The sequence below is a fragment of the Burkholderia reimsis genome (assembly GCF_003294055.1).
Classification (GTDB): Bacteria; Pseudomonadota; Gammaproteobacteria; order Burkholderiales; family Burkholderiaceae; genus Burkholderia; species Burkholderia cepacia.
Window position 1 is genome coordinate 1 of the sequence record NZ_QMFZ01000084.1, and the last position, 11,978, is coordinate 11,978.

The following is an 11,978-nucleotide window of genomic DNA, read 5'->3' on the forward strand; positions in this document are numbered from 1 at the left end:
CCGAGGCTCAGCGACGTGACCGTCTCGCTGTACTGGCGTCCATAGGTGGTATCGACCGTATTGCGGCTGGCCATGGGCGTGAGCCAGACGTTGCCTTCGGTATCCGCAGCTTGCAGGGGCGTGTTGATGTCGGTGGTGCCGGGCAAGGCGGACGTGCGCAGCAGCAGATCGCGCATGGCCGCCACCGATTCGGACGCGGTCAGCACGGCTTCGGCTGGGCGAATGCCAGCAAACGTTCCCACACCGATAGAAACGGTGGGCACCGCCGGCGTGCCCAGGCTCGTCGGGTTCGTCGGGTTCGTCGAACCAGGGCTGCCGCCGGTGCCCGTCGAGCCTGTGGAACCGCCATCGCCGTTGCCCGCAATATGGATGCCGGTGAGCAGGACTTTGCTGCCGTCGCTCGATACCGCCACCTGCGGCGTATAGGTGAACGACACCAGCGCGTTCTCATACGTCCTCGTCCAGGCGCCGGGTGCGCCCGCGACGGCGGCGAGCCTAGCGGCGCCGCCGGCGGCCGCGCTGGCATCGACGATCGTGATGGGTGAGGCGGAGCTGAACGTTTTGCCGGCCTCGATGGTGCTCGCGTTCACCCACGAGGTGTCTTGCAGCACCGGGTCGTAGGCGATCTTGATGTTCTGCGTGCCCGCTGCCGAGAAGTTGCGGATGCCCGAGCCGAACACCACCTTGTCTGCGGCGCCGTTGCGCACATCGCTCAGCAGCGTGAAGGTGGCGCCATCCTTGATGGTTGACGCTGGCGCCACCGGGCGCGCTGCTGTCAATGGTAACGGTGCGCAGGTTGTAGGCAGGGATGCTGCCCGGCGCGAACATGCCCCAACGGCGCGACAGGTCGATGCCGCCACCGGAGGCCAGCGTCAAGCCGCCGGCACCGAAGTCGTTAGGGGAGTTGCCGGTGCCGGTGGGGATCCACGTCGCGCCGTTGGCGAAGTTCAGCGTCGTGGCGCCCGCCACATAGTTGATGGTGTCGGTGGTCAGGCCGGTATTGATGTACGGGACGATGTTGCCTTTGAGGTACGAGTCCGGCGTGTTGAAGACGACGTCCGTGCTGCCCGTGCTGCTGCTGGACGCATAGTTGGCAGTGGTGATATCGCCGTCCAGCGTCACCTTGCCGGCGCCCGCTGCGTTGATGTCGAGCGTGGCGTTCACGCCGTGGGCGGCGGCGTTAGCAATGGCAAAGGTCGCTCCCGCGCCCGTGGTGGACGCCTTGACTTGCGCGCCGCCCGCCATGGTGATGGTGCCACCGCTCTGGTTGATGCCGAACACGTTGCACGTCGCGCAGGTGGACGCAACGTTCAGGGCAGCCGCGTCACGGGCGGACGAGAAATTCATCACGCCGGTGTTGTCGATGCCAAAGGCCGTGGTGGCAGCGTTCACCGTGGCATTGACGCCCTTGCGGAACGTCATGCTGGAGCCGGTGCCGTAGTGGGCCTGAATGGCAGTCGGCAGCCCGAACGGGGTATATCCCGTTGAGTTGACAACCTTGACGTCGACGTTGCCGCCCACCGTGAGTCTCGCCGTCCGGTGCGTGTTCGCCACACCGAGTGCCGAGCGCGGGCCCGTTGCCGTAACGGACATATCTCCGCCGACGGCGAGCACGCCCTGATTGCGGATGCCGAACACGGTCGACCCGTTCGAGGTGGCCGACAGGTCGAGGTTGCCGTTGATGGTGAGCCGCGTGTGGGGGTTGTCGTTGTACACGCCGTGGACGTTATCGCTCGGATGCTCGCCCACGGAATCGATCGCGACGTTTCCGTTGAACGTCACGTTGCCGGCGCCACCCCCGTAGTTGTAGATGCCGTCGTTGTCCGTTCCGTGGCCTCGCACGGTGATCGTGGTGTCACCGTTGAAGGTGACGTTGCCCTGATAAATCCAAAGCCCACGCGAATATCCCGGCGTATTGGTCAAGATGGTCGTGTTGCCGTTGAGCGTGGCCGTGCCCTGGTGGACGTAGACGCCCTCGATCTCGCTACTGGCGTTGTCCGCGCTGGCGCGGACATTGGTGTTGCCGTTGACGGTCTGGGTGCTGCCGGCCTCCACGTCGATACCGTGGACGATGCCCCAGTTCGTCACCCCCGTGCGGGAGGCCAATACCCCCAGCGTGCCGGCGCCGTTGGTGCCCACCTGCAACACAACCGGCGTGCTCACACCAACGAGGTTCACGGCCTGGAGGTTGGCTAGCTGGTTGGTCGATGCCGAAACGGTGTCGCCGTTCTGCAGCGCATACACCAAGCTGCTGGAGGCATCAGTGGAAGTGGAGTAGGCAGCGTCGGCGGTGCTGTTTCCGGTGATGGATGTGGTGTAGTCCATCGCCAGGGCATGGCGGGCCGGGACCGCTGTAGCGACGGCCGCGCACACCGACATGGAAATTGCCGAACGCCGCAGCCCATGGTGCTTGGCAGACAGCCGGAGGTCATTTGCGGGACGGATGGCGAGCGGGTGATTGCGCTGCTGCGTGGTGTCCGGCCTGTACTGCAGCAGCCGGCCGCCAAAGTGGCTGCCCAGTATCTCGGGGTTCCGGTCCAAGAACATCATCTGGCCGTGGCGCTGGATGGGCTCGCCAGCCACTTGCCGCGCGGAATGAGGTGACCCGTCGACCAGCATGCCGCACACGGCGTTGAAGTCGGTTCGGTAACACTTGGCGTTCATGATGTTGTTCTTGCTTGAAATGTAGATACCAACGGTCTACCGCCGGACAGCTCCGAAGACTTCGCACAACTTCGCAGGCGAAGTGCCCTGGAGTTCCGCTGCGTTCGCCAGGCCGTTCATGAGAGAAGCGTTTCATTCGAAATGAATGTCGGCTGACAAGATATTCGTTGAGTCAACACGAACGACGCAGTGACGACCTGTCTCTAGCGTGTTGAGCAGCACGTAGTGCTGCTTCAACTGGTCTCGCGAAGCCGTGGGGTACGAGCTCCGCATCGGCTCGATCTGTGAGTCGGTGACACTTTCTGGCGCGGAGAGGACAGGAGTACATTTCAAGCTAATCGGTCGCCCGCTATACGAGCCGTTCACCCCGTCCGTGGTCTCGTCGTCGATACCCTGCAAAACGACTGCCCCGTCGGCCTTCACTTCGTACTGGTCGTGGGCGAAAAGACCGTTCTTGACACACAGGGCGAGCGACCCGCTGGACGTATTTGGCACACCGACGCCTGCGGTGCATGCTTCCTTGCCCGCAACCGGATCGAGTCGAATTGCACCCGGTGCGTCCGCAACCGCAAGCTGCGGCGCAAGCGCAATAGAGGCCGCGAGGGAGATTGCGGAGGCAACTGAAATCGGCTTCATTTTTTTCTTACTAGCTAGATTATTGATGGCGCGAGCACATTCGATCTTCGGTAGATCAGACCTTGCGTTCTCCTCCACATCACTCACTGCTGAATCGCCGCGCGCTTCAGAAGCCGGCCTACCAGGTCCGCACTCGCCCTTTCAACAGCGAGCGCCTGCAGTTGCTGCTGAATCACCGGCTTCGCGGCCTCGAACATCGGCACTTGCGTCGGCCGCTTCGCGTCCACCTTGACAATCGCGCGCGGCCCGTTGACGTCGTTGCTGAGCGGAATCGACTCCGGTGTAACGCCGCCAGCCGGCAATTTCGTCATCGCCTGTGCGACCGAAAGCGGCAGTCCCTGCGTTTTGTCCTCCATCACTGGCGTCTTGAAGCTGACCCACGGCAGTTCGCCACCGGTGGCGGCAGTCGGTGCCTGACTGTACTGTCTTGCAATTGCTTCGAACGAATGACCGGACTTCAGTTGCGCCAGTATGGTGGCAGCCGTCGCGGCATCCTTCGCGACGATGATGCGCGGCTTGAGCTCTTCCCTACCCAGCGACGCAACGATGTCGTCGTAGCGCGCCTTGATCTGCGCATCGGTCACCGGCTCCGGCTTCACGTTGTCTTTCAAATACAGTTGCGCCTCGGCGTTCGACTTCGCGATCTGCATCGCCTGCTTGACTTCCGGTTTGTCGCCATAGTTGGCCTTCTCGGCCGCTTGCTGAATCAGCACTCGCGCAATCAGCTGGTTCTTGATCGCCTGACGGAGCTGGGGTGTATCCGGTCGCTTCGAGGCTTGCAGCACGGCGCCGACCTCAGCCTGCGTGATCGCCGTACCGTTGACCGTTGCAACGGCTCCCGCGGGCAGAGATGGGGCGGCAGTCTGTGCATAAGCCGTTCCGCCCAACGTTCCAGCAACCGCTACAGCAATCAGCACGCGGTTCAGCGTCTTTTTCATGATCTTTTCTCGCTACATCGAATAAAAAGGGCGCGGCGATCCGATGCCGCGCAAAGGTGCCCCGATTCTCGGAGGGATGAAATCAGGACACGGGGGAAATACTCAGTACACCCAGTTTGCCGTGCCCAGGACGAGCGTCGCCTTCGAACCCAGTGCGGCAGGTTGAGTCAATGCCCGGCCGACCAGCAGTTCTCCCGATAGCGCTTGCTTGTGCCACTGCCATTGAGCGCGCAGCCCGGCTCCGGCACCGGCGAGCGTCGGGAAACCGGATACTGCGACGAGGTTCGCTTTGCCGGCGTCAAGGAACAGATACGGCTCGATCCGTCCATCTTTCCAGGCCGGTGCGTTGACCCACGCGAGCTCGTTGCGCGAATAAAAGCCGCGGTCGCCCGCGATTTCACCTGACCGGAAGCCGCGAATCGTGTCCATGCCACCGAGATACAGTTGCTCTGAACCGAACAGCGCCATGTTCGTGTATTGCCCACCCAGCATTCCGCGATAGGCAAACAGCGCACGGCCGATTTTCGGTAGCGGGAGCGTGAAGGCTGCCGTCGCGTCCACCTTGGTGAACTGGCTGTGCGCTTCCTCGCGCGTGATGCCGTGCGGATCGTGATTCGCGCCAAGCCACGGCAAGCCTTGGGACACGCCACCGTTGAGACTGACATTGCCCTGCGCGTCGTTCATCACGAACTTATGCAACCAGTTGCCGCCGAGCCGGAACACCGCGAGGCGCTGCGGATCGAGATCGATTCCGTTGACCTCGCGGTCGGTACGGCGCCACGATACCGTCGCGTCGACACTGGTAATGTCGCTCGGCGTTCGGCTCACCAGATAATTCCAGCCGAAGATGTGCGATAGCGTACGGCCGTACTCGAGCGCGGTCGTACCGATGACCTGCTGATACTCCGAGTCCGAGATCGTGTAGCTGAACGTATTCCGGCCGAACGGCACGGCAAACGAGCCTACGAGCGCATTGCTATCGAGGCTATCGAGGAAATTCAGGCTGAGCGATTCCTGCAAGCCAAGCAGGTTGTCGGCTTCGACGCCAGCACGGTAACGCGTAACGCCCGTCGCTGAACTACCGTAGTTGTCGACACCCAGGTTGTAGTACAGCCGGTCTCCGGGCGGATTATTGATCGCGACAATCGAATCACCGGCGCTCTGGCCCGGAAGGATCTGGATCGTCGCCTGATTCCGCCGCAGCCGGTTGATCTGGGCGACGCCCTGATCAATGTCGGACAGGCGCAAGGGGTCGCCAGATGCCGCAGGAAACGCATTCTCGTACCCCGCGTCGGTCAGCCATCCACCACCCGCCGCGGACTCTCCCGCCTTCAGGCGATGGATCGGCTGGCCGTTGACCATAAAGCTCGCAATGCGGCCAACCTGAACCGTGACGTTCAGCGTTCCGGTGGCCAGGTTTTGCGGACCAAGTAATGCGCGCGTCGTTACAAAACCACCCTCAACGAAAACGTCGGTGAGGCGCTTCAGCAGCACATTGATGCGGTGCGAACCGAGATCGTGATTGACGAACGGTGCTATCACCTCGTTGAGTTGCTTTCGCGAAACACCTCCGGGCGGATCGAACGGCTTGCCATCCGCCCCATGCAACACAATTCGTCGCACCGGAAAAGTCGGTCCGGATTCGACGATCTCATCGATCGGCGTGCCGAGCGGAATGTCCAGCGTGGTTTCGGATGTCGGCGCAATCGTGATAGACGCAGGCGCCTGCTCCAGCTGCCGCTGCCGCGCCTGCTCACGCTGCTGCTCGATAATTAGTTGCGCAGGGTCCTGGACAGGTCGCGCGCCCGGCGGCGCGGTTTGGGCGTGAACAGGCCGATAGGCAAGCCATCCCACGCAGGCAACCAGAACCGATGTTCCCAACCAGAGCTTCAGCAATACTCGCATCCTCACCTCGCCTTTACCGTCTTTGCCGCCGTGAGGGCTGCCTTTTCCTGCGGGCTCGGGGCCGTCTCCAGGACAATTGCCAGTATCACGATCAATCCAAAGATCACCAGACCAAACACGCTCAACAGCGTTTTATTCATTTCAGTGCCACCACCAAGTCGTCAGGCCCAAATGCTGGTCGATCTGGACGGGTGTGCGCGAAGGGGTGCGTACGGTCGTGATGCCGCCGGCCGCCGCGACGCCCTTCCCGCCGGCGAACGAGCCCCCGTCAATCACGCCGTCACCGGTCAGCGTCACGCTGCCGTTCGCGGTGAAACCGCCGCCGATGTCCATCGCGATGATCTGCGCCCATGTGCTGCCGAAGAACGCCTTGAAGCCACGGTGCTGGTTGATCGCGGAGTAGCCGGTCACGCCCTGCGCGTACGTGATGGGCGCATCGACCTTGATGTCGCCGGTCGCGAAGACGTTGCCGCCGACGTTGCGAGCGACCGTGCCGGCCTTGATGTTGACGTTGCCACCCGCCTGGATCGTTCCACCATAGGGCGTGACGTTGCTCGACGCGTCAGCGTGGCAGAAGATCCAGCAGCTGCGCGTATAGCTCGCCTGACCCGTGAAGACTGCGGCGTTGGTGAACGCGTTCTGCGCGGTGATGTTGACGTCGCCGTCGTTCGATTGAACGATCCCGCCGGCATTCGTGAAGTTGCGGCTCGTGATCGTCACCGGGCCGTGCACGGCGGCGATATACGCGAGCTGGTCCGGCTTGCCGACCGTGCCGTAATCGACGTCGAAGCCACTCGTCGTATGCGTGAAGAACAGGAAGCTGCCGCCGCGATCGGAATACGCAGTGGGCTGGCCGCCATTCGTGGCGCCGGTATGGTCGATGATGTTCTGCACGTCGCCGGCCGCGGTGAGGCTCACTGCGCCGTTGGACAGGATGCGGGCGTTGTCGTTGATGATGTTGCCGCCCGCCGTGAGCTTCGTCTGGCCGTTGGCGGCAAACATGATGCCGAGGTCGTTCGCGCTCGAGCGGTTCGTGATGTCGCCTGCAGCGGTGAGGATCACATCGCCGCCCGTCGTGGTGCCGTCGCTCGCAGTGGTTCCGGCCTGAATCAGGCTGCCGGTGTTGGTGATCGAGCCGCTACTTGTCAAAAAGACCGTATTGCCTGCGCTCAGCGTCGTTGGGCCGGTGCTGTCATCGGTCAATGCGATATTGCCGGCTTGAACGTTCACGTTGTTCGCGGCAGTTATCTGTCCGCCCTGGAACGACACCGTACCGATGGTCTTGAGTGCTACGTCGCGCTCGGCCTTCAAACTGCCGTCCACGATCGCGATGTCGCCGCTTGCCGTGACGACGACGTCGCCTGCATTCGCGTAGACCTTGCCGAGACTGTGCACGCCCGCGCCTTGATCGGTGACGATCAATTGGACGCGGCCGGCCGTCAAACCACCCGCTGCCGTGATATCGACCGCACCGGCGTTGCTTTTCGTACCCGGCGCGGAGATACCGATCAACCAGTCGTGGCCGTTGTCGGAGGGTGAGAAACTGGTGTCGTAGGTCGTCGTGCTGTCACCGGCGATCGCGCGGATGCCGCTCGTCGAGCTGGTGAAATCGTTGGTCACCGGACCGTTGATGCTCAACTGCTTGGCGATCAGGTCGAGATTGACCAGGGTGCTGGACAGCCCGCCAGGCCCTATTGCGATTCCGCCGTGCCTCGTTGTCAGCACAACGTTGCGTTGCGTCACACCCGGCGCGATCGTTACGTCGTTGAAGCTAACCTGCCCGGTCGACAACACAACGTGCCCTGTGTTCGTGAAGCTGCCGCCGTCTACCGTCACGCCATTCGGATTCGCGAGGATCACGTTCGCGCGCGGACCGAGCACGTTGATGTTGCCCTGGATCAGCGACGGATTCGTACTCGTGACCTGGTTGACGATCGTGCGCGCGTTGATGCCGACGTTGTTAAGATCGGCGCCTGCCTTCGAAACATTGAATGACGAATAAGTGTTGTTCGAGACACCGCCGACCGCTGATGCGACGTTGACGGTTTGGTGACCGTTGGTTGCCGTGGAGACGACAGTCACGGTGCTGCCATCCACAACGATGCCGGCCGCGTTGGCCGCCCCTGCAAGACTTGCCCATGCAACGATCAAGTACTGACATAGTCTTCTCAGCTGCATATCATCTGTTATTACGTTAGGATCACAAATTCTTATATTTTGACCAGCACCATCAGCGACAAAATGGTATTCGTCGCTCTGCCTATGACATCGCATCCAGCACCTGAGGCGTCCGCATTCGCAACCGCCCGCAACCCTAGACGCGGCGTGGCTTCTCCGACGACCGCCGCGTAGATGCAGTTCGGGATCCCAGTTTTTCGCCCAGACGCGCTTTTCCCGCTCGACGCTTGGACTTCGTTAAAGAACAAGCCTGCACGCCGCCGGGGCCGTCTCGGCGCGTACTCGACTAAGCATGCTCCGCACGAGCCTGCTCAAAGTGCGAAGGTAACGAGACGGTTCTGCGCCACCGCGCCAATTGCTCTATCCTGCCGCCTTCGTTCGCGCAATGGCTTCAAGCTTTTTTACTACTTGCTCAAACGCCTTCTCCGCGTCAGGGTCAGAACCGTGAAAACGAGCCCGGAATTCCCCTGAAAACTGTTTAGGCTCCAAGCCATAGGACCCGCCACCGAAATCAAAAAAACACCAATCCGCTGGAATTACCGGATCAGCAACGCTGAAGCAATGGGAGTTCCGCCAAGACCGGGGTTCCATCCGAATCCCTTCGGACAGTGAGGCCCCGCCAATGGCACCGCCACCGCATCCCTGCCCCGTCGCGGCGCCAGCAGCACACCCTAGCGCTGCGTTCACCCACTCTTCCGTAACTCAGGGCGTCAGCGGTGCATTCTCTAAATGTTCGACTGCAATCACTTCTTGCACTCGAGTCGTACCGTCTGCATTTGAGAATTCGACCTCGTAGTTACCGTCGCCGTAGTCCTCAATGACGTAGCCGATATCCCCCGGTCTCAGCGAGGAAACTAAACCTCTCGGTCCAACGAATCTCACTCTGTCATAAATATGAATCGTCATTTTGGGCTCCGCGTAAATCCAGAGAATGGCGTATTCAACTTGATGGAACCATCACCTTGAATCATCCAGCCTGAACGCAGATAGCTCGTTTGACCAGCTGCGCCCCCCTTCCCAGGCAACGCAATTTCGATGTTAATGCGCTGGCCGTATTGATCCAGTTTACCAAGCGTATATTGACCCTGGGCGTATTTCTGAGCGGCTTGCTGTTCCCACATCTGCGTCAGTGAAGCAGAGTCAGCGCCGGAGTATCCCAGTGATTCAAAGACGGCGTTCTTACCGTGATCAGCGCCCGTGGCAAATATGTAGTCAGAGAATTTTCGCGAGTCTGCTGTGGCAAGGGAAGCAACGTCACCACCGGCGGCAAACCTGCCGCTACCAATAAGTGAAGCCGCCCCGGCTGCTCCTACCAGCGATACCAGACTCCCGAAATCCGGATCGTCATATGGCAGCATCGCACCGTTGAGGAACGGCACGTAATCCGGATAGCCCGGCAGCGCCCCATTCACGAAGTTCGGAACCGCCTCAACCGTCCCGACCGCCGCATTCCACGCCGCGCGCCCCGTATCTTTAATCGCGCTCGTCAGCGTGCCGCAGTTATGGCCCGGCGCACACGTGTTATTCAGCGTCTCGTTCTGCGCCGCCGTCATCGCGGCCAACGCGTTCTGGCCCAGCAAGCCTGCCGCTGCGCCACCGAGCAACGAAGTCGCCGTCACGATCGCAGCCAGCTGCCCCTGATCGGTGATGCCCTGCCCTCCCGTCACGGCGGTCGCGATGCTGTTCGCCGTCATCGCCGACACGGCCCCGCCAATTGCACCACTTGCACACCCGGTTCCGTTTGCCGCAGAACCAGCACATCCGAGCACTGCGTGTTCGACGGCATAGAGCGGATTACTGGTCGTCCAGAATCCTGTCGTTTCGTCAAACGCGTTCCCAATTGCGTATGCACCCACGGCGGCAACATCGCTCACCGCGCTGTTACGCAGATTCGTCAGGAAGCTTCCACCACCGATTCCAGTCTGGACGCTGGCTTGGATTACCGCTTCGCCAGCAACTGCCAGCGCCTGCTCCGGCAATGTTCCTGCCACCGGCACGCTCGCCTGCGGCACCAACGTGTTTCCGACATTCTGCACACCGGCCAACGAGGCGAGACTGTTCGGCGACGCAGTCCAGGACCAATTCGGCCCGCTCGCATCGAAAGTGATGCCGTTGGTCAATCCGGCCGTCACAGCACCGATCAAGCCATTCTGCAATGCACTGCCGAAATCGACCTGTCCGGTCCCGACGACCTGCCCCACCATGCTCGAAAAGAAGCTCGTCAAGCCGACCGATATCATCGTATTGGCAACACCGCCGACGGCGAACGTACCTCCCGCCACGGTCGCTGCCGTTGTAATCGCGGTACCCTCAGCCCCGGCCGCCGCAGCCGCAAAAGCCCCTTCAGCCGCCGCATCCGCTGCACCGGTCATCGACATGATCCCTGCCGAGATCTCGGGCTGCATAATGACGGCAGCAAACACTGCTGCAATCGCCCCCATAATCTGCGCACCGACGCCGCCGCTATCGGCAATGAAATCCGTGTGCAGATTGTTGCTAACGGTAGATTGAGTAAAGTTGCTACCGAGCTGGCTCTTCAGATTCGCCAGCATTGCGTGCGTGCCGTCGGTATCGACACTGCCGTCCGCATTGAGCTTTTGCAGCGCGCCACCAACTTGGTTCAGCGCCTGCACGTTCATGTCGTAATTGGCAGCGGAAATGAAGCCGCCCTGCTGCACGACTGTCCCCGTCGTAACACCTACGCCGTCACCAAGATCGGTATAGATGGTGCCGATGTTCGTCGAGCGCTGTTCACTCGTCAGGCTATTGGTGTTGAGATGCAGGGTCTCGGCAGTAATCGTCCCCGTATCGAGAATGCTGTTGACGAAATTGAGCGTGACGTCCTTGCCCGTGATCTCGCCATCCGCATTGACCACGGCGTAGTTTTGCGGCAGTAGCACTTCAGGCATCAGTGCCTGCACGGTCGGACAAGAGCCATTACCTGTCGCCGTACACCCCGGCTCAGGCACCGTCTGCTCGACGTACCAAAGCATCGGCGCGTTGATCTGCGCCAATTGCGCCTGCGACAGTTGCGTACCCAGCGCAATGTTGTTCTGCTTGGCGTACTCAAGCGCTGCACCGTACAGCGCGGCCTTGTCTTGATTGTTGATCGATGCCTGGCTCGTACTGTCGGTTGCACTCGGCGTGCTATAGAAACTGCTCTTGCCCGTCGCCTCCAGTGCAGCCTGCTCGATCTGCTGGTTCTCCGTGTACGGGTCGTAGTAGAACGGCACACTCCCCGGGCGCAGATTGGCCGGCAGCGCTGCGATCAGCGATGCCGACGAAATCGAGTCGACGACCTGCGCGGCCGGGTTGTTGGTCAAATAGGTCGCCTTGACCTTTTCGCCCGAAATCGTCGTGACAGTGACCGTTTGCGGCGCGCTGACATTCGTCACGGACGGCGTCGTCGGCTTGGCAACCGTCTGCACCCCAACCGGGGAATTCGACGGCAAACCAGCCGCACCGGTCACGGACGTCCGTTGGCCGCTGGCGTTCGTCACGAAACCGGCTGCATCAACCGTCGTCGACATGTAGCTTGACACCGACACCGGCCCGAGCGAAATCACCTGCCCCGACACTGCTGGCGGTGGCGTATAGACATTCGGATTCGTGATGCCGTTGACAAGCGTGGCACCGGTCAACGCGATAGTCGGCCCA

The 11,978-nt window shown here is 61.4% G+C and carries 8 protein-coding genes; all 8 read right to left on the reverse strand.

The features are described 5' to 3' along the window. Positions 1-495: 495 nt before the first annotated feature. On the reverse strand, positions 496-2,664 hold the full coding sequence (locus DPV79_RS40920; protein ID WP_113048119.1) for a hypothetical protein: 2,169 nt from the start codon (positions 2,662-2,664) through the stop codon (positions 496-498). Between the two features lie 132 nt (positions 2,665-2,796). Continuing rightward, positions 2,797-3,387, reverse strand: a complete 591-nt coding sequence (locus tag DPV79_RS40925; RefSeq protein ID WP_244321911.1) for a hypothetical protein — start codon at positions 3,385-3,387, stop codon at positions 2,797-2,799. Continuing rightward, complete coding sequence (locus tag DPV79_RS40930) at positions 3,384-4,238, reverse strand: peptidylprolyl isomerase (protein WP_113048121.1); 855 nt, start codon at positions 4,236-4,238, stop codon at positions 3,384-3,386. The genes DPV79_RS40925 and DPV79_RS40930 overlap by 4 nt, the downstream gene beginning before the upstream one ends. Positions 4,239-4,340: 102 nt before the next feature. Then, a complete protein-coding gene (locus DPV79_RS40935) occupies positions 4,341-6,143 on the reverse strand; it encodes a ShlB/FhaC/HecB family hemolysin secretion/activation protein (RefSeq protein WP_113048122.1) in 1,803 nt (600 codons plus the stop codon). Positions 6,144-6,145: 2 nt separating this feature from the next. Further along, the gene (locus DPV79_RS42985) at positions 6,146-6,283 is read right to left on the reverse strand and encodes a hypothetical protein (protein WP_165843643.1); all 138 of its coding nucleotides are present in this window, start codon (positions 6,281-6,283) and stop codon (positions 6,146-6,148) included. A 1-nt stretch (position 6,284) separates the two neighbouring features. Then, complete coding sequence (locus DPV79_RS40940; RefSeq protein WP_113048123.1) at positions 6,285-8,321, reverse strand: two-partner secretion domain-containing protein; 2,037 nt, start codon at positions 8,319-8,321, stop codon at positions 6,285-6,287. A gap of 702 nt (positions 8,322-9,023) precedes the next feature. Further along, positions 9,024-9,227, reverse strand: coding sequence for a DUF4926 domain-containing protein (locus tag DPV79_RS40945; protein ID WP_113048124.1), 204 nt, complete (start codon positions 9,225-9,227; stop codon positions 9,024-9,026). Further along, positions 9,224-11,978, reverse strand: a 2,755-nt coding sequence (locus DPV79_RS40950) for a DUF637 domain-containing protein (RefSeq protein WP_113048125.1), incomplete at its 5' end; no start/stop codon positions are given. The genes DPV79_RS40950 and DPV79_RS40945, both read right to left, overlap by 4 nt.